21 protein-coding genes are annotated in these 22,192 nt (G+C 75.3%); 13 read left to right on the top strand and 8 right to left on the bottom strand.

Translation table 11 applies throughout. The features are described from left to right. The first annotated feature begins 10 nt into the window (after positions 1 to 10). Together mftF and JD78_RS16500 are read left to right on the top strand one after the other, a co-directional pair. Positions 11 to 1,432: a mycofactocin biosynthesis glycosyltransferase MftF gene (mftF, locus tag JD78_RS16505; RefSeq protein ID WP_228395115.1), complete on the top strand. Its 1,422-nt coding sequence runs from the start codon at positions 11 to 13 to the stop codon at positions 1,430 to 1,432. A 174-nt stretch (positions 1,433 to 1,606) separates the two neighbouring features. Then, positions 1,607 to 2,899 carry a multidrug effflux MFS transporter gene (locus JD78_RS16500; protein WP_228395116.1) on the top strand — a complete coding sequence of 431 codons (1,293 nt, stop codon included), beginning with the start codon at positions 1,607 to 1,609 and terminating at the stop codon, positions 2,897 to 2,899. Between the two features lie 18 nt (positions 2,900 to 2,917). On the opposite strand, the gene JD78_RS16495 is transcribed toward JD78_RS16500, so the two are convergent. Next, positions 2,918 to 3,634, bottom strand: coding sequence for a fibronectin type III domain-containing protein (locus tag JD78_RS16495; protein ID WP_153359638.1), 717 nt, complete (start codon positions 3,632 to 3,634; stop codon positions 2,918 to 2,920). 128 nt (positions 3,635 to 3,762) lie between these two features. Here JD78_RS16495 and JD78_RS16490 point away from each other — a divergent pair, with 128 nt between their 5' ends. Continuing rightward, positions 3,763 to 4,992 (top strand): MFS transporter, encoded by a 1,230-nt coding sequence (locus JD78_RS16490; protein ID WP_153359640.1) that lies wholly within the window; start codon positions 3,763 to 3,765, stop codon positions 4,990 to 4,992. Between the two features lie 60 nt (positions 4,993 to 5,052). On the opposite strand, the gene JD78_RS16485 is transcribed toward JD78_RS16490, so the two are convergent. Together JD78_RS16485 and JD78_RS16480 are read right to left on the bottom strand one after the other, a co-directional pair. After that, entirely contained in the window at positions 5,053 to 6,597 is a 1,545-nt protein-coding gene (locus tag JD78_RS16485; protein ID WP_153359641.1) for a hypothetical protein, read from the bottom strand. A gap of 41 nt (positions 6,598 to 6,638) precedes the next feature. Next, entirely contained in the window at positions 6,639 to 6,947 is a 309-nt protein-coding gene (locus tag JD78_RS16480; RefSeq protein ID WP_153359643.1) for a hypothetical protein, read from the bottom strand. A gap of 143 nt (positions 6,948 to 7,090) precedes the next feature. Between JD78_RS16480 and JD78_RS16475 the strand changes: the two genes are divergently transcribed. The 4 genes from JD78_RS16475 to JD78_RS22360 all read left to right on the top strand — a co-directional run bounded on the left by JD78_RS16475 (position 7,091) and on the right by JD78_RS22360 (position 12,197). Continuing rightward, complete coding sequence (locus tag JD78_RS16475; protein ID WP_153359645.1) at positions 7,091 to 7,660, top strand: (2Fe-2S)-binding protein; 570 nt, start codon at positions 7,091 to 7,093, stop codon at positions 7,658 to 7,660. Beyond that, positions 7,657 to 10,137, top strand: coding sequence for a xanthine dehydrogenase family protein molybdopterin-binding subunit (locus tag JD78_RS16470; protein WP_153359647.1), 2,481 nt, complete (start codon positions 7,657 to 7,659; stop codon positions 10,135 to 10,137). Before JD78_RS16475 ends, JD78_RS16470 begins: the two co-directional genes overlap by 4 nt. Then, entirely contained in the window at positions 10,134 to 10,991 is an 858-nt protein-coding gene (locus JD78_RS16465; protein WP_153359649.1) for an FAD binding domain-containing protein, read from the top strand. Before JD78_RS16470 ends, JD78_RS16465 begins: the two co-directional genes overlap by 4 nt. Positions 10,992 to 11,123: 132 nt before the next feature. Beyond that, entirely contained in the window at positions 11,124 to 12,197 is a 1,074-nt protein-coding gene (locus JD78_RS22360) for an SRPBCC family protein (RefSeq protein WP_243731062.1), read from the top strand. Between the two features lie 72 nt (positions 12,198 to 12,269). Here JD78_RS22360 and JD78_RS16455 read toward each other — a convergent pair whose 3' ends face one another. The 3 genes from JD78_RS16455 to JD78_RS16445 are packed head-to-tail and all read right to left on the bottom strand — an operon-like array spanning position 12,270 to position 14,250. Next, a complete protein-coding gene (locus tag JD78_RS16455; RefSeq protein ID WP_153359653.1) occupies positions 12,270 to 12,884 on the bottom strand; it encodes an alpha/beta hydrolase family protein in 615 nt (204 codons plus the stop codon). After that, complete coding sequence (locus tag JD78_RS16450; protein ID WP_153359655.1) at positions 12,881 to 13,561, bottom strand: HAD-IA family hydrolase; 681 nt, start codon at positions 13,559 to 13,561, stop codon at positions 12,881 to 12,883. Before JD78_RS16450 ends, JD78_RS16455 begins: the two co-directional genes overlap by 4 nt. After that, on the bottom strand, positions 13,558 to 14,250 hold the full coding sequence (locus JD78_RS16445) for a DedA family protein (protein WP_153359657.1): 693 nt from the start codon (positions 14,248 to 14,250) through the stop codon (positions 13,558 to 13,560). The genes JD78_RS16450 and JD78_RS16445 overlap by 4 nt, the downstream gene beginning before the upstream one ends. Before the next feature lie 72 nt (positions 14,251 to 14,322). On the opposite strand from JD78_RS16445, the gene JD78_RS16440 reads away from it, so the two are divergent. Further along, on the top strand, positions 14,323 to 15,615 hold the full coding sequence (locus JD78_RS16440) for an amidohydrolase family protein (protein ID WP_153359659.1): 1,293 nt from the start codon (positions 14,323 to 14,325) through the stop codon (positions 15,613 to 15,615). 153 nt (positions 15,616 to 15,768) lie between these two features. Beyond that, positions 15,769 to 16,686 (top strand): DUF559 domain-containing protein, encoded by a 918-nt coding sequence (locus JD78_RS16435; protein ID WP_153359661.1) that lies wholly within the window; start codon positions 15,769 to 15,771, stop codon positions 16,684 to 16,686. Positions 16,687 to 16,738: 52 nt separating this feature from the next. Here JD78_RS16435 and JD78_RS16430 read toward each other — a convergent pair whose 3' ends face one another. Beyond that, positions 16,739 to 17,188, bottom strand: a complete 450-nt coding sequence (locus JD78_RS16430; RefSeq protein WP_153359663.1) for a hypothetical protein — start codon at positions 17,186 to 17,188, stop codon at positions 16,739 to 16,741. A 218-nt stretch (positions 17,189 to 17,406) separates the two neighbouring features. Here JD78_RS16430 and JD78_RS16425 point away from each other — a divergent pair, with 218 nt between their 5' ends. Beyond that, positions 17,407 to 18,231 carry a sulfite exporter TauE/SafE family protein gene (locus JD78_RS16425; RefSeq protein ID WP_153359665.1) on the top strand — a complete coding sequence of 275 codons (825 nt, stop codon included), beginning with the start codon at positions 17,407 to 17,409 and terminating at the stop codon, positions 18,229 to 18,231. 3 nt (positions 18,232 to 18,234) lie between these two features. On the opposite strand, the gene JD78_RS16420 is transcribed toward JD78_RS16425, so the two are convergent. Further along, entirely contained in the window at positions 18,235 to 19,038 is an 804-nt protein-coding gene (locus tag JD78_RS16420; protein ID WP_153359667.1) for an MBL fold metallo-hydrolase, read from the bottom strand. A 195-nt stretch (positions 19,039 to 19,233) separates the two neighbouring features. Between JD78_RS16420 and JD78_RS16415 the strand changes: the two genes are divergently transcribed. Genes JD78_RS16415 through JD78_RS16410 form a run of 3 tightly spaced genes read left to right on the top strand, consistent with a single transcriptional unit; the run spans position 19,234 to position 22,141 of the window. Beyond that, a complete protein-coding gene (locus tag JD78_RS16415; RefSeq protein ID WP_153359668.1) occupies positions 19,234 to 20,745 on the top strand; it encodes a TldD/PmbA family protein in 1,512 nt (503 codons plus the stop codon). Beyond that, positions 20,742 to 21,209, top strand: a complete 468-nt coding sequence (locus JD78_RS22355; protein WP_243731061.1) for a PmbA/TldA family metallopeptidase — start codon at positions 20,742 to 20,744, stop codon at positions 21,207 to 21,209. Before JD78_RS16415 ends, JD78_RS22355 begins: the two co-directional genes overlap by 4 nt. Further along, a complete protein-coding gene (locus JD78_RS16410; RefSeq protein ID WP_243731060.1) occupies positions 21,116 to 22,141 on the top strand; it encodes a metallopeptidase TldD-related protein in 1,026 nt (341 codons plus the stop codon). The genes JD78_RS22355 and JD78_RS16410 overlap by 94 nt, the downstream gene beginning before the upstream one ends. Positions 22,142 to 22,192 lie beyond the last annotated feature (51 nt).

Genomic DNA, 22,192 nt, shown 5'->3' with positions numbered 1-22,192 from the left:
CGTCCGGCACGTGCTGACGACGCCGTCCCCGCCGGAGGAGCCGCTGCCCACCGGGCTGGTGGTCCGGCTGGACCCCGCCGTGCAGCGCCGGGAGGACGGCGCGGTGCTGGTCGGCGGCTCGCCCCTGCGGCAGCTGCGCCTGGCCCCCGCCGCCCGCGCGATGGTCGACGGGGACCGGGTGACCGTCACCGACGCCCGCAGCGCCACCCTCACCGGCCGGCTCGTCGACGCCGGGATCGCCCACCCGGAGGTCTCGCCCGCCGCCACCGGCGACGTCACGATCGTCGTCCCGGTGAAGGACCGCACCGACGGGCTCACCCGGCTGTTGGCCGCCCTGCGCGCGGATCCGGGGACGGCGGCCTGCCCGGTGGTCGTGGTCGACGACGGCTCGGCCGACCCGGTCCAGGTGGCCGGGGCGCAGGTGATCCGGCACGAGCAGGCACGGGGGCCGGCCGCGGCCCGCAACGCCGGGCTCCGGGTGGCGACCACGCCGCTGGTGGCGTTCGTCGACTCCGACTGCGTGCCCGAGCCCGGCTGGCTGGGGCTCCTGGCCGGGCACCTGGGCGCCGACCCGCGGCTGGCGCTGGCCGCACCGCGGATCACCGCGCTGCCGGTGCGGGCCGAGGGCTGGGTGGCCCGGTACGAGGCGCTGTCGAGCGCGCTGGACATGGGGGAGCGGACGGCGCTGGTGCACCCGCGCAGCGCCGTCCCCTACGTGCCCAGCGCGGCGCTGCTCGCCCGGCGGTCGGCGATCGGCGACGGCTTCGACGAGTCGATGCAGGTGGCGGAGGACGTCGACCTGGTGTGGCGGCTGATCGGCGCGGGCTGGCGGGTCCGCTACGAGCCCGCCGCCCGGGTGGCGCACGAGCACCGGGTCGACCCGCGGGACTTCCTCACCCGCCGCGCCTTCTACGGCAGCGGCGCGGCGCTGCTGGCCCAGCGGCATGGGGCGCTCGTCGCTCCCGTGGTGCTCTCCCCGTGGTCGGGCGCGGCCTGGGCGCTCGCGCTCACCGGCCGGCCGGCCGGGGCGCTGGCCGCCACCGCCGTGCTGGCCGAGGCGTCCCGACGGCTGGCCGTCCGGGTGGCCCCGCCCGGACGGCGGCCGCCGTACCGGTGGGCGGCCGGGCTGGTGCTGCGCGGGACGGCGGGGGCCGGCCGGATGCTCGCCCGCTCGGTGACCCGGCACCACTGGCCGCTCGCGCTGGCCGCGGCGCTGGTCTCCCGCCGGGCGCGGGCGCTGGTGCTCGCGGTGCTGGCCGGGGACGCCGTCGCCGCCTGGTGGCCGCACCGGGCGGAGGTCGACCTCGCGGCCTTCGCCGCCGGCCGCCGGCTGGAGGACCTCGCCTACGGGGCCGGGCTGTGGGCCGGCGCCTGGCGGGCCCGGGACGCCACCGCGCTGCTGCCGGTCGCGCCGCCGCCCGTCGCCGGCTGAACCCTGCCCCGGGCTGGTGGGGGCGCCGGCTGACACGCCCGGGTGACGTTTCGGTGAACAACCACCTGGGCTACCCGGGGGCTGGAACAAGCTGACGGAGCGCGGCCTTGTCCTGCGCGGTAGTGCGGTGACCAGCGTCGGCCCCGCGAGATGATCGACCACGGGGAGCCCCGCTTGACCACCACCCAGGACACCGCTGCCGCGGCGCCCGCCACCGGCGCGCGGGCACACCGCGCACCGGAGCCGGCACCGCGCAGCCAGGCCCGCACCGCGCTGGTCCTCGGGGCGTTCGTCGCCCTCGGCCCGCTGACCATCGACATGTACCTGCCGGCGCTGCCGACCATCACCGAGGACCTGCAGACCACCTCGGCGACGGTGCAGCTCACCCTCACCGGCACGCTCGTCGGCCTCGCCCTGGGCCAGCTGGTGCTCGGCCCGCTGGCCGACGCGCTGGGCCGGCGCCGCCCGCTGCTGGCCGGTACCGCGGTGCACGTGCTGGCGTCGCTGCTGGTGCTCGTCGCCCCCAACGTCGCCGTGCTCGGCGCGCTGCGGTTCTTCCAGGGGGTCGGCGCCGCCGCCGGTGCGGTGATCGCGATCGCCGTCGTCCGGGACCTGTTCACCGGCCGGGCCGCGGCCACCATGCTCTCCCGGCTGTTCCTGGTGATCGGCGCGGCACCGGTGCTCGCCCCGACCATCGGTGGCGAGGTGCTCCGGTTCACCTCCTGGCGCGGGGTGTTCGTCGTCCTCGCCGTCTACGGCGCGCTGCTGGTCGCCATGGGCTGGTTCGCGCTGCGTGAGACCCTGCCGCCGGAGCGCCGGCGCAGCAACGGCGTCGTCGGCACGCTGCGCGGCTACCGGGCCCTGCTGCGGGACCGCACCTACGTCGGCCTGGTGCTCGTCGCCGGCCTGACCATGGCCGGGCTGTTCGCCTACGTCTCCGGCTCGTCCTTCGTCTACCAGCGCGACTTCGGCCTGAGCGAGCAGCAGTTCGGCCTGTTCTTCGGTGCCGGGGCGGTCTTCCTGATCGGCGCCACGCAGTTCAACCCGGTGCTCCTGCGCTGGTTCGGCCCGGCCCAGATCCTGGTCTCGGCCACGATCGCCGGCGCGGTCGCCGGCGCGGTGCTGCTGGCGCTGGCCGCCACCGGCACCGGCGGTCTGTTCGGCGTGGCGATCCCGCTGTGGGGCGTGCTCGCCGCCTGCGGTCTCGCGCTGCCCAACGCCCCGGCGCTGGCGCTGTCCCGGCACGGGGAGGCCGCCGGCACCGCCGCGGCGCTGCTCGGCGCGGTGCAGTTCGGCGTGGGCGCCGCGGTCTCCCCGGTGGTGGGGCTGCTCGGCAACGACGCGGTCGCCATGGGCACGGTGATCGTCGGGTCGCTGGTGCTCGCGCTGGTGGTCCTCTTCACCGTCGTCCGGCCGTGGGAGCTGACCGACGTCGACCCCGCCGACACCCCGGCCGTCGCGCACTGACGTCCGCGGCGCCGGTGGTCAGCCGATGACCACCGGCGCCGAGGTGCCGACCTGGAACAGCCGGGCCACCCCGGTGCTCGGGCTGAGCGTCTCCTCCTCCAGCCAGAACACGTAGGGGACGCCGGGGGTCAGCCCGGGCAGCACGACGGCCTGCTCCTGGCACCCCTCGGCCGCGGGCACCTGCAGCCGGACCGGGTCGGCCTGCTCGCCCGGCACCAGCACCTGGCTCACCGCGGACACCCGGTAGGACAGCACCTCGGGCCGGTTCGCGGTCATCCAGCTCACCGTCGCCGACCCGGGACCGGGGACGACGCCGGGGTCCATCCGCCGCGGTGTGGTGAAGCCACCGCACGGGTCGGGGCGCGGGGTGAGCTCCGGCGGCTCGCCCACGTTGGCGTTGGGCATCACGACGATCCGGTGCGGCCGCGGCGGCTGGGGCACGACCAGGCCGGTGTCCGCCTGCCGGGCGGCCGCCGAGCCGGCGTGCGCCAGCCCCTCGCTGGTCACGGCCGCGGTGAACGGGTCGGTGCCCACCGGGCTGTCGACGTTCAGCTGCGCGCCGACGGCGACGCCGCGACTGGTGGTGGTCACCTCCAGCACCGTGGGGGCGACCTGCGTGGCCGCGACCAGCAGCCCACCGGCGACGGCGAGCGTGGGCACCACCCAGCGCCCGGGGTGCCGCGCCGGGCGGCGCTTCCTCCTGCGGGTCGGGGTGGTCCTGCGCGGTCCGGCCATCGCCGCCTCTCCTCGGGTCCTCCCGGGAGTCTCGGCAGCAGCGCTCCGGGTTCGCGCCGAAACCCGGAGGCGCGTGCCACACCGGCCGGGGGGAATGCCGGGACGGCAGGGTGTCCTTGGCACCGGCTGTGAGCGCAGCACCCTCGGCAACGACCACCCCGGCCACGACGGCGGAGCCGGCGCTGCCCTCGGCGCGCACCGCGGCCCTGGCGATCGGGGCGCTGGGCCTGGGCGGCTTCGCCATCGGGACCACCGAGTTCGTCACCATGGGCCTGCTGCCGGACATCGCCGCCGGCACCGGGGTCACCATCCCCGAGGCCGGCCACTACATCTCCGCCTACGCGCTCGGCGTCGTCATCGGCGCACCGGTGCTCGCCGCGCTGGGCGCCCGGCTCCCCCGCCGCGGGCTCGCCGTCGGCCTGATGGTCGCCTTCCTGGTCGGCAACGCGCTCACCGCGCTGGCCCCCGGGTACCCGACCCTGCTGCTGGCCCGGTTCGTCGGCGGGCTGCCGCACGGGGCCTACTTCGGGGCGGCGTCGCTGATCGCCGCCTCGCTGGTCGCCCCGCACCTGCGCGGCCGCGCGGTCAGCTCGGTGATGCTGGGGCTGGCCGCGGCCAACGTCGCCGGCGTGCCCGCGGGAACGTGGCTCGGCCAGCACCTGGGCTGGCGGTCGGCCTTCTGGGCGGTGGTGGGCATCGCCGTCGTCACGGTCGTGGCGATCCTGCTGGTGGTGCCCTCGTCGCCGGGGCGCCAGGACGCCTCCATGCGCGCCGAGCTCGGCGCGCTGCGCCGCCCGCAGGTGCTGCTCACCCTGGGGGTGGCCACCGTCGGCTTCGGCGGTCTCTTCGCCATGTACAGCTACATCGCGCCCACCGTCACCGACGTCACCGGGATGTCCGCCGGGTTCGTGCCGGTGGTGCTGCTGGCCTTCGGCCTCGGGGGCCTGCTGGGGACGGCGCTGGGTGGCCGGCTGGCCGACCGGGCGCTGTTCCCCTCGCTGGTCGGCGCCACGATCGCCACCGGCGTGCTGCTGGCGCTGATGCTGGTCGGGTCGCTGCAGGCGGTCACCCTGATCGCGAACGTCTTCCTGGTCGCCGCGTCGGCCTCGACGATGGTGGTGCTGCTCCAGCTGCGGCTGATGGAGGTCGCCGGCGAGGCGCAGATGCTCGGCGCCGCGCTGAACCACTCCGCGCTCAACGCCGCCAACGCCCTCGGCGCCTGGCTCGGCGGGCTGGTCATCGCCGCCGGCTGGGGCTACCGAGCGCCCAGCGGCGTCGGCGCCGGGCTGGCCGTGCTCGGCCTGGGCTTCCTGCTCGCCTCCGCAGTGCTGCGCCGCCGGGAGCTCGCCGCTCGCTGACCGCGCGGTGGGTCAGCCGCGCCGGTCCAGCGGCCGGGTGGGCCGGTCCGTCCGGCCGCGTCAGCGGTCAGCGGCGCCGCGGAACCGGGCCAGCGCGGCGGCGACGTCCACCAGCTCGGGGACGGCGCCGCGGACCGGCCAGCGCTCCACCGCGCCGGCCGAGCACCAGACCGCACGACCCGCGGCCACGGTCACGTGATCCGGGGGGCTGGTCACCGCGACCGAGCCCCGCGGCGCCCCGGTCGCCGCATCGATCTCGGTGAGCAGCCAGCGCTGCCGGTCGTCGGTCGGGTCGATCCCGGCCGCGGTCGGGTCCCAGTCGTCCGGCGGATGGGTCCACCACCAGCTCCGGCCGTCCATCGCCCAGCCACGCAGCACCCGCCCGGGCAGCGGGTCGCCCACGCGCAGGTCGACGTCCACCGGCCGCAGCTCCGCCTCCGGACCCTGGAGGGCCGGGCGCACCCCGCCGACCAGCCCGAGCACGTGCCGGACGCCGGTCAGCGGCGGTCCCTCGAGGAGCTCGCCGGCCCGGTCGAGGTGTGCCAGCCGCGGATCGTCCCCCTGGAGTGCGAGCAGGAAGCCGTCGGGGACCGCGACCAGTTCCACGACCCGGTCGGCGGCCGCCGGCACCTCGATGACCCCGCCGTCCCGGGTGTGGAGCCGGAGCGCCGTAGGGCTGCGCGGATCGCCGGGATCGCGGCGCGACACGGTGGCCAGCGTCCCGCCCGATGCCGCCGCCAGCCACACCGGGACGTCGTCCACCAGGTGCACCGGGCCGTCCCGCTCGCAGCGGTGCGTGCCGTCCGGACCGGTGAGCCAGCAGCCGCTGGCGTCGGTGTGCAGGGTCCGCCCGCGTTCCTGCCCGGCGGGGAGGATCTCGCCGGGCCAGGGGTGCTCGGCCACGACCTCCATCCTGGTGCGGCCACCGTGCAGCCGGACGAGCAGCGGCAACCGCTCGTCGGCCACCCAGAGGTCGTCGCCGTACCCGCCGACCGCCCCGGGCAGCAGTGCTGGGCGGAGCGGGAGCGGCGGGACGTCGTCGAGGTCCAGGTCCACCAGGACGCCGGTCTCCTGCACCCACGGGTCGGCGTGGACGGGGGCGTACCAGCGGCCGGGCTCCATGCCCGGCGGTGGACGCACCCCGGAGTCGAACCAGCGCGGTGCGGTCTCCACGTCCCGCAGCCGGTGGCCGCCCGGCAGCGGGCGCCAGATCTCCGACTCCGCCGGGTCCCGGGTCACCGCGACCACCTGCACCCGGGTCACCCGGCCGCGGGTGGGCCAGCCGTCGGTGCCGAGCAGCAGGTCGACCAGGAGGGTGCCGCGCAGCTCCACCTCCCCCACGACCGGACGCGGCGCCGGCCAGATCGCCTGCCACCCGGCGCCGGCCAGCAGGGTCGGCCAGATGCGTCCGGGGCCCATCGGTACCCCGTCGGCTCGATCTCCGGTCAGCGGCTCGGCCCGGGCCCGCAGCACCGAGGCGGCCGGGTCGCCGTCGACCTCGGTGAAGCCCAGCGGGTAGGCCTCCACCCGACCGACAACCGGTGGCCGGACCGCCCCGTCCTCGATGGCGAGCGCGGTGACCAGCACGCGCAGTGCCCGGTTCACGGGTTCGGACCCAGGACGGCACGCCCGCTGAGCACGGCCGGTCAGCGCCGCGGACGGACCGGGTCCTCCGCCCGGGCCGGGCGCCGGCTCGACCACAGGTGCACCTGGGCGCCGAGCCCCGCGCCCGTCCCGAGCACGAGGAAGCCGATCGCGACCTCCTGGCGATCCGCGCGCTGCTCGGCGCAGGCGATCACGACGTCGGTGGTGTTGTCGCCGATGTACGGGGAGGACCCGAACGCCGCGCCGCACCCGTAGTCCCCCAGCGGCATCGAGGCGCCACCCAGCAGCAGCCCACCGGCGATGGCCACCCCACCGACGGCCTGCAGGGCGCGGGAACGCGCGATGTCCATCGCGGCAGGCTAGGGCACGGATGGCCGCCGGTGGGGCAGGAATGCGCGCGTCCCGTGGTCTGGCGGATCGGCGTGACCGTTGCCACACTCACCTCGCCGGGTGACCCCGGCCACACCTGCCACGCAATGGAGCGGAGGACTCGGTGACCCAGATCAACCTGCGGGTCGACGGGGTGTCCTACACGGACGACGTCGAACCACGGACCCTGCTCGTGCACCACCTGCGGGAACAGCTGGGCAAGGTCGGCACCGTCGTGGGCTGCGACACCAGCAACTGCGGCGCCTGCACCGTGCACCTCGACGGGCACGCGGTGAAGTCCTGCACCGTCTTCGCCGTCCAGGCCGACGGCTGCGAGGTCACCACCGTGGAGGGCCTGTCGGGTGGGTCGGGTGGGCCGGGTGGATCCGGGGTGCTGCACCCGGTCCAGCGGGCGTTCACCGAGATGCACGGCCTGCAGTGCGGCTTCTGCACACCGGGGATGATCATGGCCTCGATCGACCTGCTGCAGGAGAACCCCGACCCCAGCGACGACGAGGTCCGGGAGGGCATCGAGGGCAACCTCTGCCGCTGCACCGGCTACCAGAACATCGTCAAGGCGGTGCGCTCCGCCGCCGCGGAGATGCGCGCGGAGCACGAGGTGACCGTGCCCGGGCTCGTGGACGCCGGGATCGTCGAGCAGGCCGGGGCGGACGAGCGGGTGGCCCAGGCATGACCGTCACCGAGGAGCCCGGCGCCCCCGCCCCCGAGATCGGGCAGGCGCGCCGGCGCAAGGAGGACGCCCGGCTGATCACCGGGCGGACGACGTGGACCGACAACACGGTGCTGCCCGGGATGCTGCACCTCGCGGTGCTGCGCAGCCCGATGGCGCACGCGCGGATCACCGCGATCGACGTCGCCGCCGCCCGCGAGCGGCCCGGGGTGGTCGCCGTCTACACCGGCCGCGACCTCGCCGACGAGCAGGGCTCGCTGCCGTGCGCCTGGCCGGTCACCACCGACATGGTCAACCCCGGGCACCCCTCGATCGCCGTCGACCGGGTCAACCACGTCGGTGAGGCGGTGGCGGTCGTCGTCGCCCGCAGCCGGACGGCGGCCGCGGACGCGCTCGAGGCGATCGAGATCGACTACGAGCCGCTGCCGGTGGTGCTCGACATGGAGCAGGCGGTGCAGGACGGCTCGCCGCTGGTGCACGAGCACACCACGTCCAACACCAGCTACCACTTCGTCTTCGACGCAGGCGACGCCGGCACCGGCGCGGACACCGACGCCGCCTTCGCCGACGCCGAGGTGGTGGTCAGCCGCCGGTTCGTGCAGCAGCGGCTGATCCCGGCGTTCATGGAGCCCCGCTCGGTCGTCGTCCAGCCCCTCGGCGACAACTACACGATGTGGTCGGCCACCCAGGTGCCGCACATCCTGCGGGTGATGGCGGCGATGGTCACCGGCATCCCGGAGCACAAGCTGCGCGTCATCGCCCCCGACGTCGGCGGTGGGTTCGGCGGGAAGCTGCAGGTCAACCCGGAGGAGATCCTCTGCCTGCTGATCGCCCGCCGGCTGGGCAAGCCGGTCAAGTGGACCGAGACCCGCAGCGAGTCGCTGATGACCGCCCACCACGGCCGCGACCAGGTGCAGTTCGTCGACGTCGCCAGCGACCGCGCGGGCAACGTCAAGGGCTTGCGGGTGCGGCTGCTCGCCGACATGGGCGCGTACCTGCGGCTGATCACCCCGGGCGTGCCGGTGCTGGGCGCGTTCATGTTCCCCGGCATCTACAAGTTCCCGGCCTACCGGTTCGAGTGCGACGGCGTCTTCACCAACAAGGTGCCCACCGACGCCTACCGCGGCGCAGGGCGGCCGGAGGCCACCTTCGCGATCGAGCGGATCATGGACGAGCTCGCCGTCACCCTCGGCATGGACCCGCTGGAGCTGCGCCGGAAGAACTGGATCGGCGCCGAGGAGTTCCCGTTCACCACCGTCGCCGGGCTGGAGTACGACTCCGGTGACTACGCCACCGCCACCGAGCAGGCGCTGGCGCTGATCGGCTACGACGAGCTGCGCGCCGAGCAGCGCCGCCGCCGCGACACGAACGACCCGGTGCAGCTGGGCATCGGCTTCTCCACCTTCACCGAGATGTGCGGCCTGGCGCCCTCCCGGGTGCTCGGCTCGCTCGCCTACGGCGCCGGCGGCTGGGAGTCCGCATCGATCCGGATGCTGCCCACCGGCAAGGTCGAGGTGGTCACCGGCTCCACCCCGCACGGGCAGGGGCACGAGACGGCGTGGAGCCAGATCGTCGCCGACTCCCTCGGTGTCCCGTTCGAGGACGTCGAGGTGCTGCACGGGGACACCTCGGTCTCCCCCCGCGGCATGGACACCTACGGCTCCCGCTCCCTGGTGGTCGGCGGCACCGCGGTGGTCAAGGCCGCGGAGAAGGTGGTCGCCAAGGCCCGCCGGGTCGCCGCGCACCTGCTGGAGGCCAGCGAGGAGGACCTGGAGTTCTCCGGCGGCCGCTTCGCCGTCCGCGGGACGCCGGGCGCCGGCATGGACATCCAGGAGATCGCGCTGGCGGTCTTCGCCGCGCACGACTACCCGGAGGGGATCGAGCCCTCCATCGACGCCGAGGCCACCTTCGACCCGGACAACTTCTCCTTCCCGCACGGCACGCACATCTGCGCGATGGAGGTCGACACCGAGACCGGCTTCGTGAAGATCCGCAGGTACGCCTGCGTCGACGACGTCGGCACGATCGTCAACCCGACGATCGTGGAGGGGCAGGTGCACGGCGGCCTGGCCCAGGGCATCGCGCAGGCGCTGTACGAGGAGGCGGTCTACGACGCCGAGGGCAACCTGACCACCGGCACGTTCGTCGACTACCTGCTGCCCTCGGCCACCGACCTGCCGCACTTCGACACCGGCACCACCGTGCACCCGGCCACCGGCAACCCGCTGGGCGCCAAGGGCGTCGGCGAGGCCGGGTGCATCGCCAGCACACCCGCGGTGGTCAACGCCGCGCTCGACGCCGTCCGGCACCTCGGCGTGACCGACATCCGGATGCCGCTCACCCCGGAGCGGGTGTGGCGGGCGCTGCACACCGGCGGCGACGGCGGCGACCGGGCCGCCGAGGGCAGCAACGCCTACGGCGGGGCCCGCACCACGGAGTCCGGCTACGAGTCCGCAGACCACGAGGAGGCAGGCCAGTGATACCCGCACCCTTCGCCTACGCGCGGCCCACCACCGTCGAGGAGGCGCTGCAGGCGGTCGCCGACGGCGGGGAGGACGTGAAGGTCCTCGCCGGTGGGCAGTCGCTGATCCCGGTGATGCGGCTGCGGCTGGCCGCGCCGGAGACCCTCGTCGACCTCACCCGGGTGCCCGAGCTGCGCGGCGTCCGGGAGGACGGCGACTCGCTGGTGATCGGGGCGATGACCACCCACGCCGACGTGCTCACCGACCCGCTGCTGGCCCGGTACGGCCGGCTGCTGGTGCAGGCCACCGCGACCGTCGCCGACCGGCAGGTGCGCCGGCGCGGCACGTTCGGCGGCGCGCTCGCGCACGCCGACCCGGCCGGGGACCTGCCCGCGGTGGCGCTGGCGCTGGACGCCGAGTTCGTGATCGCCGGGCCGGGCGGCCGACGCACCGTCGGTGCCGCCGACTTCTTCGTCGACTACCTGACCACGGCGCTGGCGGAGGGGGAGCTGCTGGTCGAGGTCCGGCTGCCCAAGCTCGGGAACGACTGGGGGGTGCGGTACGAGAAGTTCAACCGCGTCGCCCAGGCCTGGTCGATCGTCGCGGTGGCCGCCGCCGTCCGCCGCGAGGGCGGCCGGATCGCCGAGGCCCGGATCGGGCTGACCAACATGGGGCCCACGCCGCTGCGGGCCCGGGCCACCGAGGCCGCCCTCGTCGGGGTCGACGTCAGCCTGGAGACGGTCACCGCCGCCGCCGCGCAGGCCGCCGAGGGCACCAGCCCGAGCAGCGACCTCAACGCCCAGGCCGACTACCGCCAGCACCTGGCCACCGTGCTCACCCGGCGGGCGGTCGCCGTGGCGGTCGGCTTGTAGCCCCCCCGCAGGCCGGACCGGTCCGTCACGTCCGGGCCGCCGTCCGGCGTGCCGCGGGCCGATCTCCTGCACACGGCCCCCTGACGTGGTCGGATGGAGGTCGTCGAGCAACCCGTACCCGGAGGTCCCGCAGTGCAGCTGGAGAACTCGTTCATCGTCCCGGTGCCGATCGACGACGCCTGGCGGGTGCTGCTGGACATCGAGCGGATCGCCCCGTGCATGCCCGGCGCCGCCCTCGACTCGGTCACCGGCGACGACTTCACCGGCCGGGTGAAGGTGAAGCTCGGCCCGATCAACCTGACGTACCAGGGCAAGGCGTCGTTCGTGGAGAAGGACGAGGCGGCGCACCGCGCGGTCATCGACGCCAAGGGCAAGGACCAGCGGGGCAACGGCACCGCGGCGGCGACCATCACCGCCACCCTGGCCGCCGAGGGCAGCACCACCCGGGTCGACGTGCTCACCGACCTCAACATCACCGGCCGCCCGGCACAGTTCGGCCGCGGCGTGATGACCGACGTCGGCAACAAGCTGCTCGGCCAGTTCGCCGACAAGCTCGCCGCCCAGCTGGCCACCGGCGCGGACGACGTGGCCGTGGACGAGGAGGCCGCCGCGACCTCCCAGGAGCCGACGGTGGCGAAGAAGACCGCCGCCGCAGCGGCCGGGGCGGCCGCCACGACCGCGGGCGTGGTGGAGGAGGCGGCGATGTCCGCCGAGGGCGCCGCGGGCGAGGGCCCGGCGAAGAAGGCCGCCGCTGCGGCGAAGAAGACGGCCGCGGCCGCAGCAGACAAGGCGGCTCCCGCGAAGGCAGCCCCGACCAAGGCGGCTCCCGCGAAGGCGGCCAAGGCGGCGAAGGCGGCTCCGGAGACCGCACCGGTGCCGGACCCGCTGGCCCCGCCGAGCCGCTCGACGTCCGCGCCGGCGAAGGCCGCCCCCAGCCGGCCGCCGGCGGGCACCACCGCACCGCCGAACCGGCCCGCCGGCGGGGACCGGCCAAGAGCACGCCCACCGCCGGCCCGCCCGCGCCCCGGCCGGCCGCCTCCCCGGCGCCCGAGCCCGAGCCGATCGACCTGCTCGAGGTCGCCGGCGGCGCGGCAGTGGCCCGCTACGCGGCCCCGGCCGCCGGGGTCGCCGCGGTGCTGGTGCTCCTCACCCTGCTGCTCCGCCGCCGCCGCAAGCGCTGACCGTCCGCCGGCTTTGATCAGGTGACCTGATCGAAGCGCGTCCCCCCGCACCAATGCTGGTGCAGGGGGACGCGCTTTGGTGCAGGGGGACGGCGGCTCAGGCGGGGAGCGTGCCGAGCCAGGCGGCGACGGCGGCGGCGACGGCGGCAGGGTCCTTCTTCAGGGCGTGGTCGCCGGGGACGGCGCGCACCACCCCTTCCCGGACGGCGGCCACCTCGGCGGGGGTGCCGAACGCGTCGGTCTCGCCCTGCACCACGAGCAGGGGAACCGACACGCCCAGCAGCTCGGCCGCCCGGCTCTTCTCCGGCTTCCCCGGCGGGTGCAGCGGGAACGCCAGCCCCAGCACACCGGCGGCGCCCGAGGCCTCCGCGGTGCGGCAGGCGACCCGGGCGCCGGCGCTGCGGCCGCCGAAAACCAGTGGGCCGGTCAGCGCGCCGTCGTCCCGCAGGTGCGCGAGCACCGCCGTCCAGCCCTCGTCGAGCCGGGCCGGCGCCGGGGCGATCCGCTTGCCGGCCACCCGCCACGGCTGCTCGACCCGCAGCACCCGCCAGCCCGCCGCGCACGCGGCGCCGGTCACCGCGACCAGGTCGGGCGACCCCACGCCGCCACCGGCGCCGTGGCCGAGCACCAGCGTGCCGCGGGGGGACGTGTCCGGTTCCGCGCGGTGCACCCGGGCCGGGCCGAGCGGGGTGGGGACGTCGAGCGCCGTCACGCCGCGGGCAGGGCGAGCAGGGCGTCGACCACCTCGGGCAGCGAGCGGCCCTGCACGTGCGGCGGGGCGAACACCGCGGCGGGCTCCTGCTCGGTGCGCGCGACCCAGCCGGTGGTCAACCCGGCCCGCCCGGCGCCCAGCACGTCCCAGGAGTGGGCCGCCACCAGCGCCATCCGCTCCGGGGCCACGTCGCAGACGCCGGCGGCCCACAGGTAGGCCTCCCGGTTCGGCTTCCACGCCCGGATCGACTCGGTGCTGAGCGTCCGCTCGACCAGCGGCGTCACCCCGCCGCGGGAGAGCCCGGCCTCGGCGACGCCGGGGGACCCGTGGCTCAGGGTGACCGCCCGCACCCCGCCCTCGGCGAGGCGGCGCAGCGCGGGCTCGACGTCCGGGTGCGGCGACAGCTCCATGAACGCGTCGGCGACCGCCGAGCACTCGGCGGCCGGCAGCCCGGTCACCTGCGCCAGCGATGCCTCGAACGCGTCGCGGAACCGGCACCAGGTGCCCACGGTCGCGGCGGCGAACCCGGTGACCAGCGTGCGGGAGAAGACCGTGGCCAGCAGGTGGCCGGGCTGACCGCGCTCGACCATGGCCGCCTGCACCGGCGCGAGGTCCAGCAGCGTCTCGTTGACGTCGAAGGCGACGACGTCGGGCCGGGTGCGACCGCCGGAGGTCATGCCTGCTCCCCGCGCTCGGCCTCCTGGTGCTCGATCGGCAGGTTCTCCCCGGCGTCCGGCGGCCGGCGGTACTGCCCGGTCGCCTTCTTGTAGACGAACCAGGCCACGGCGACGACCACGACGGCGACGACCGCGTAGTCCAGGTAGTGCAGGTTGGCCTGCACGAAGTCGCCGGCCGCGACGCCCAGCCCGATCAGCAGGCAGTTCCACAGCAGGCTGCCGCCGGCGGTGAACAGCAGGAACTGCCAGAACGGCATCTTCACCACGCCCGCGGGGACGGAGACGAAGCTGCGCACGATCGGCACCATCCGGCCGAAGAAGACCGCCCCTCGCCCGTGCCGGGCGAACCACTCGAACGAGCGGTCGACGTCGGAGGTCTCCACCAGCGGCAACCGGTCGAGGAAGGCGTGCGACCGGCGCGGGCCGAGCAGCCGCCCGACCCAGTAGAGCATCGTGGCACCGAGCACCGACCCGATCGTCGCCCAGATGATCACCGGGACGATCGACATCCGGCCGTCGTTGATCAGCACCCCCGCGGCGCCGAGCACCGCCTCGCTGGGGATCGGCGGGATCACCGTCTCGATGAAGATGGTCAGGCCGACCCCCACCGCGCCGAGGGAGTCGATGAGGTCGAGCAGGAAGCCGGTGATGCCGCCCTCGTCCGAGGCGGCCGCGGCGAGAGGCAGCATGGCGTCACGGTATCCGGGCTCGCTGTGTCGTCGCTCTGCCCGCGAGGGCCGGCGGCACTAGGTTCAGCTCTCATGCTGCAGCGCTTCACCGCCCGGGCCGTCGTCGTCGGGGACCGGACCGGCACCGTGGTCCCCGACGCCGTGCTGGACGTCGAGGACGGCGTCATCCGCTGGGTCGGCCGGGCGGCCGACGCCCCGGAGGCCCCGGACGCCGAGGTCACCGCCCTGCCCGGGGTGCTCACCCCCGGCATGGTCAACACCCACTCGCACGCGCCGATGCTGCTGTTCCGCGGCCAGGGCGAGGGGCTGCCGCTGGACCGGTGGCTGAACGAGGTCATGTGGCCGCGGGAGGCCCGGCTGACGCCCGAGGACGTCGAGGTGGCGATGACCGCGGCGTCGGCGGAGATGCTGCGCCACGGCGTGACCACCAGCGTGGAGATGTACTTCCACCCCGACCGGATGGCCGCCGCGGTGCGGCGCACCGGCGCGCGCGGCGTGATCACCCACCCGCTGCTGGGCCTGCCCGGGTTCGGCAGCTTCGACGAGCAGCTGGCCGCTGCGGCGGCGTCCGGCGGCACCGGCGACGACCAGGTCGAGTGGGGCATCGGCCCGCACGCGGCCTACACCGTGCCGCTGCCGGTGCTCACCCAGGCCGCCGAGGTGGCCCGCGAGCACGGGATGCTGCTGACCACCCACGTCGCGGAGACCGCGACCGAGGGGAACGAGCTGCTCGCCCAGCACGGGCAGAGCGTGCCGCAGCTGCTGGCCGCGCACGACGTGCTCGGCGGCCGGGTGCTGGCGAACCACTGCGTGCACATGGACGACGGCGACCTGGAGCTGTGGCGCGAGTACGACGTCGCCGTCGCCCACTGCCCGGGCAGCAACACCAAGCTGGCCAGCGGCACCGCCCGGCTGCGGGACATGCTCGACCTGGGCATCCGGGTCGGCATGGGCACCGACGGGCCGGCGTCCAACGACAACCTCGACCTGTTCGAGGACCTGCGGCTGGCCGCCCAGCTGGCCCGGCTGCGCGAGCGGGACGCCACCGCGCTGACCGCGCCGGAGGCGTTCTGGCTGGCCACCGGGGCCGCGGCCGCGGCGATCGACCGCGAGGACCTGGGGCAGCTCACCGCCGGGCGGCGGGCGGACCTGGTGCACGTGGACAGCGAGGACATCGCGTTCGTCCCGGTCGGCGAGCCCACCGACCTGCTCACCCACCTGGTGTGGTCGGTCGGTTCGCGGCACGTGCGGGACACCTGGGTCGCCGGGCGGCAGGTCGTCCGTGACGGGGTGTCGACCACCGTCGACGAGGCGGAGCTGCGCGCCGACGTGCAGACCCGGGCGATGCGGCTCGCCGGCCGCTGAGACGCCCCCGCGGCCTGGCACTGTGCGCTGAGTGCCCAGTTCGGCGGTGATCTGGGCACCAGCCGCACAGTGCCTCGCGGGGCGTGCGGTGGGCTGTCCACAGATCCGCTCGCGGCCTCCTGACCGGGCGGCCCGGTCGGCAGGCTCCGGGGTGTGGCGGTCGACCTGCGCGGCGTGATGGGCACGGACGGCGTCCGCCGCATCGACGACCTCGTGGGCCGGACCAGCTCGACGAGCGTGTCGCGGTGGGTTGCCCAAGGGCGACTGATCCGCCCGCTGCCGCACGTCGTCGTCCTGCCGGAGTGCGCCGATCGGTGGCGCACCCGGGCGGTCGCCGCCGTCCTGTCGACCGGGGGCGTGCTGAGCCACCACACCGCGCTGTCCACCTGGCAGCTGGCGCCCGAGGCCGACCGTGTGCACGTCTCCATCGACGCCCGGCGCCGGGCACCGGCCCGGGCCCGGCAGCTGACCGTCCACCGGGTGACCGAGCTGTCCGGCACCCGGGTCGACGGCCTGACGGTGACCCGGCCGGCCCGGACGCTGGTGGACGCCTGGGGGCAGGCGCACGGCGGACGACGGTCACTCCGCTTCCCGGGCGTCGCCCGGGCGGCGGTCATCACGGCGGTCCGCACCCGCCGGGCCGGCGTGCCGGCCATCCGGCGCGAACTGGCCCGGCGTCCGGAGCTGCCCGGTCGCGCGGCCCTGGCCGCCCTACTGGCCCTGGTGGACGGCGGGTCGCAGAGCGAGTTGGAGATCTGGGGCATGCGGCACGTCCTGGACGTCCCCGGACTGCCCCCGTGCCGGCAGCAGTACCGCGTGCGACTCCCCTACGGCGTGGCGTTCCTCGACGCCTGCTGGCCGGACCTGCTGCTGGCCGTGGAGCTGGACGGTGCGGCATTCCACGGCAGCCGGGAGGCCCGGGAACGCGACCTGCGGCGCGATGCGGCGCTCGCTGCCCGTGGCTGGCTGGTGCTGCGCTTCAGCTGCGCCCGGCTCACCCGTGAACCCGCGGCGTGCCAGGCGGAGATCGCTGCGGTGTACCGCGCCCGAGCCGCGAGCACTGTGCACTGACTGCCCACTCGGTGGCCGGAACGGGCACCCAGCGCACAGTGCTGAACGCTGGTCACACCCCGGCGGAGGTCTCGCCCCAGAGGTAGAGGTGGTCCCCGAGCTGGACGGCCACCCAGTCACCGCAGCGCTGCTGATCGGTCAGCTCGGGCCAGGAACCGCCGCCGTCCCACGGCATGCTGATCGAGTCCGCGGGCGTGCAGTCGGCCGGCAGCTCGGTGCCCGGGTCGAGCACCAGGTCGGCCCGGATGGCGCCGCTGTCGTCGCCGGCGGCCTCCCCCGGCCGCACGACGACGACGTCACTGCCGCTCACCCAGCCGGGCAGCCAGCCGTCGGGGGCGTCACCGGCGTCGGCGAAGCTGTCGGTGTCGGTGTGGCCCTGCAGCTCGGCGAGCACCGCGCCCGGTCCCGACACACCCACCGGCATCGCGACGACGACGCCGCCGACCACGGCAGCGCCGATCGCGAGCACCGCACCGGCCACACCCAGCAGGACCTTGTTCACGTCGACCTCCGCGTCTCGTCGGACACCGCCCGGTGACCGCGATCAGCGTCGGGCCGGCCGGCGTCAGCGGGCATCGGCCGCCGGGGTGATCCGCGCAGCCCGACGGGTCATCCCGGGGACCGACGGGCCGGCCGGAGCAGTCGCTGGTCGGCGGGTGTCGCCGATCTCTCGCGCGTCGGCGCGGGCTGCCGGGGCGGGTGGAGAACAGACTCCCCGCGATGACGGACGCGTTCCCGGGCGACCTGCTGCCCGACGGGCTGACCCCCGCGGTGCTCGCGCTCGTGCTGGTCGCCGCGCTGACGGCCGGGTGGATCGACGCCGTCGTCGGGGGTGGCGGCCTCGTGCAGCTGCCCGCGTTGCTGCTGGTGCCGGGGCTGAGCCCGGTCCAGGCGCTGGCGACGAACAAGCTGGCGTCGATCTTCGGCACCACGACGAGCGCCGTCACCTACCAGCGCCGGGTGCGCCCCGACCTGCGGACCGCCCTCCCGATGGCCGGGGTGGCGCTGGCCTGCAGCTTCGCCGGTGCCTCGGTGGCCGCCGCGCTGCCGGCCGCGGTGTTCAAGCCGGTCATCGTCGTCGCGCTCGTCGCGATCGCGGCGTTCACCGTGCTGCGCCCCTCGCTCGGGGAGGTGACCGCCCTGCGCCACACCGGCCGTCGCCACCACGGCGTCGCCGCGGCGACGGGCGCGGCGATCGGCTTCTACGACGGGATCCTCGGGCCGGGCACCGGGTCGTTCCTGGTGTTCGCCCTGGTCTCGCTGCTGGGCTACGACTTCCTCAACGCCAGCGCCAAGGCCAAGATCGTCAACGTCGCCACCAACCTGGGCGCGCTGCTCTTCTTCGCGCCGTACGGCGCCGTCCTCTGGGGCCTGGGGCTCCTCCTCGGCGCGGCCAACGTGCTCGGGGCCTACCTGGGCGCCCGGACGGCGACCGCGCGCGGCAGCCGGTTCATCCGGGTGGTCTTCCTGGTCGTCGTCACCGCACTGATCGGCCGGCTCGGCTGGGACGTCTGGACGGAGAACCTGCGCCCGCTCCTGGGCTGAGCCTCAGGCGCGCAGCGAGACCGTCTGCCCGCGGCCGACGACGCGGACCTCCCCGGGCAGCCGGCGGGCCGCGACCTCGGCGACGAAGTTCCCCAGCGGGTCGCGGAACACCGGGTAGTCGTCGTAGTGCACCGGCACGGTCACCGGGGGCTCCACCAGCTCGACCAGGTCGGCCCCCTGCCCGGCGTCCATGGTGACCGTGACCCCGAAGACCTTGGTGCCGCCCAGGTGGGGCACCAGCACGTCCAGCGGCCCGCACCGCTGCAGCACCTCGCCCAGCGCCGGCCGGTACAGCGTGTCGCCGGTGACGTAGCCGCGCCAGGTCACCTGGCCGCCGCGGACCAGCTCCAGCACGCTGCCCATCACCTCCGGCAGCAGCCGGGCGAGCGGGCCGGGCCCGTGCACCCCGGGCACGCTGGTGATCCGCAGGACGTCGTCGCCGGCGCCGATCTCGTGGGTCTGCCAGGGGCGCAGGTCGGAGGTCTGGGTGAACCCCCGCTTCGCCAGGCAGCCGGCGGCCTCCGGGGTGGTGACCACCGGGGTCTCCTTCGGCAGCGACCGGGTGGCGACCCGGTCCCAGTGGTCGCCGTGCATGTGGCTGAGCAGGACGGCGTCCAGCTCCGGCAGCAGGGCGGGCACCAGGGCCGGGTCGGTCAGCCGCTTGCTGCGCAGCCCGTAGCCCAGGTGCGCCCGCTGCCCCCGGTGCAGGAAGTTCGGGTCGGTGAGCAGGGTGAACGGGCCCAGTCGCAGCAGCGTCGTCGCGGTGCCGCCGAACGTGAGCGTGACGTCGTCTGCCGGTGCGGTCATGCCCGGTCGGCTACCCGGCGGGAGCGTCGGCGATGCGCGGCCATCCCGTCCCGGCCGGCGACGCCGTTGTGCACTTTCCGTCGGTCTGCCGCCCGCGGACCGACGAGAAGTGCACAACGGTGGGCCCAGGCGATCCGTAGCCGTGCTCAGGATCTCCGTCGTGCGCTGTCGGGCCCGCCTGGTAGACACGGACCCGTGGCAGAACCCCGTTCCGTCGACGAGTCCTTCCTCGCCCTCCCGCTGTCCGCGCTGGCCGACGCGGCGCTGACCCGCGCCGTCGACCTGGGGTGCGAGCACGCCGACCTGCGGGTCGAGCGGATCCGCACCCAGTCGCTGCGGCTGCGCGACGCCCGGCTGGAGTCGCTCTCGGACGGGGAGGACCTCGGCCTCGCCGTCCGGGTCGTGCTCGAGGGCACCTGGGGCTTCGCCGCCGGCGTGGTGCTCACCGCGGCCGAGGCGGTGCGGCTCGCCGAGCAGGCGGTCGCCGTCGCCCAGGTGTCCGCGGCGATCAACACCGACCGGGTGGAGCTGGCCCCCGAACCCAGCTACGACGGCGAGTGGGTGTCCGCCTACGAGGTCGACCCGTTCGCCGTCCCGGACGCGGAGAAGACCGCGCTGATGACCGAGCTGTCCGAGCGGCTGCTGGCCGGCGACGGCGTCGAGCACGTGCAGAGCAGCGTGGTGCAGGTCAAGGAGCAGAAGTTCTACGCCGACACCGCCGGCACCCGCACCCGCCAGCAGCGGGTGCGGATCGAGCCGGAGCTCACCGCGCTCACCGTCGACCGGGCCACCGGGGCGTTCGAGTCGATGCGCACCCTGGCCCCGCCGGTGGGCCGCGGCTGGGAGTACCTGACCGGCGCCCACTGGGACTGGCGCGGTGAGCTGGCCGAGATCCCCGAGCTGCTGCGGGAGAAGACCAAGGCCCCGTCGGTGCAGGCCGGGCGCTACGACCTCGTCGTTGACCCGACCAACCTGTGGCTGACCATCCACGAGTCGATCGGCCACGCCACCGAGCTCGACCGCGCGCTGGGCTACGAGGCCGCCTACGCCGGCACCTCCTTCGCCACCGTGGACAAGCTGGGCAGCCTGCAGTACGGCTCCCCGCTGATGCACGTCACCGGTGACCGCACCGTGGAGCACGGGCTGTCCACGGTCGGCTGGGACGACGAGGGCGTCGCCGGCCAGCAGTGGGACCTGGTCCGCGACGGCGTCCTCGTCGGCTACCAGGTCGACCGCAACATGGCCCGGTTGCGGGGCATGGACCGCTCGAACGGCTGCGCGTACGCCGACTCCGCCGCGCACGTGCCGGTGCAGCGGATGGCCAACGTCTCGCTGCAGCCCGACCCGGCCGGGCCCTCCACCGAGGAGCTCATCGGCGGCGTCGAGCGCGGGATCTACGTGCTCGGTGACAAGAGCTGGTCGATCGACATGCAGCGGTACAACTTCCAGTTCACCGGGCAGCGCTTCTACGCCATCGAGAACGGCCGGCTCGCCGGCCAGCTGCGCGACGTCGCCTACCAGGCGACGACGACGGACTTCTGGGGCTCGATGAGCGTCGTCGGCGGCCCGCAGACCTACCAGCTCGGCGGCGCGCTCAACTGCGGCAAGGCCCAGCCCGGCCAGGTCGCGGCGGTCAGCCACGGCTGCCCGGTCGCGCTGTTCGAGAACACCACGATCCTCAACACCGCGCAGGAGTCCGGCCGATGAGCCAGCTCACCCCTCAGGAGATCGTCGAGCAGGCGCTGGCGGCCTCCACCGTCGACGGGCAGGTCACCTACGTGGTGGAGGGCTCGGAGGCCAACCTGCGCTGGGCCTCCAACAGCCTCACCACCAACGGGTCGATGCGGTCCCGTCAGGTCGTCGTCATCAGCTTCGTCGACGGCGGCGCCGGGATGGCCGTGGGCACGGTCGCCCGCACCGGCACCCCGGACGTCGCCGAGCTGGTCGCGATGAGCGAGCAGGCCGCCCGTGACGCCGGCCCGGCCGAGGACGCGATGCCGCTGGTCGCCCCCGGAGACGGCACGGCGCCCCCGGCGCGGGCGACTGGGACGCGCCCCCGGCGGAGACCTCGATCGGGGTGTTCGGCGAGTTCGCCCCCGCGCTGGGCGAGGCGTTCGCCGAGGCGCAGGGGCGCGAGGAGCTGCTGTTCGGCTTCGCCGAGCACGCGATGACCACCACCTACCTGGGCAGCTCGACCGGGCTGCGGCTGCGGCACGACCAGCCGACCGGGCGGGTCGAGCTCAACGGCAAGGACCGCGACTTCGGCCGGTCGGTGTGGGCCGGCGTCGGCACCCGCGACTTCGCCGACGTCTCGGTCGCGGCGCTGGCCGCCGAGGTGCAGCAGAAGATGGCCTGGTCGCAGCGGCGGGTCGAGCTCCCGGCCGGGCGGTACGAGACGCTGCTGCCGCCGTCGGCGGTGAGCGACCTGATGATCTACGCCTACTGGACGATGGAGGCGCGGGACGCCGACGAGGGCCGCAACGTCTACGCACGGGCCGGCGGGGGCAACCGGATCGGTGACCGGCTGGCGCAGCTGCCGCTGACGCTGCGCAGCGACCCCTTCGCCCCCGGCCTCGAGTCGGCGCCGTTCCAGGTGGTCGGCGGCTCCTCGGGCTCGTCGTCGGTCTTCGACAACGGCATGGCGACGCCGGCGGTCGACTGGATCCGCGACGGCGTGCTGACCAACCTGATCCGGCCCCGGGCGTGGGCGCTGAAGCAGACCGCGCCGGCCACCGCCGCCGTCGACAACCTCATCCTGGCCGACCCGAACGCCACCGCCACGCAGGCGGAGATGATCGCCGGCACCGAGCGGGGGCTGCTGCTCACCACGCTCTGGTACATCCGGGAGGTCGACCCGCAGACCCTGCTGCTCACCGGGCTCACCCGCGACGGCGTCTTCCTGGTCGAGAACGGGGAGGTCACCGGCGCGGTGAACAACTTCCGGTTCAACGAGTCGCCGGTCGACCTGCTCGCCCGGGCCACCCAGGCCAGCGTCACCGAGCGGACGCTGCCGCGGGAGTGGAACGACTGGTTCACCCGGGCCGCGATGCCGACGCTGCGGGTGCCTGACTTCAACATGAGCTCGGTGTCGCCCGCCAGCTGACCTCACCCGTCGTGCACTGATCGTCGGTCTGCCGCGGGCCGAACGACGATC

It is taken from the genome of Modestobacter roseus, assembly GCF_007994135.1.
GTDB lineage: Bacteria > Actinomycetota > Actinomycetes > Mycobacteriales > Geodermatophilaceae > Modestobacter > Modestobacter roseus.
The sequence above is the reverse complement of the archived record's forward strand: the minus strand, read 5'-3'. Positions and strand labels throughout refer to the sequence as shown.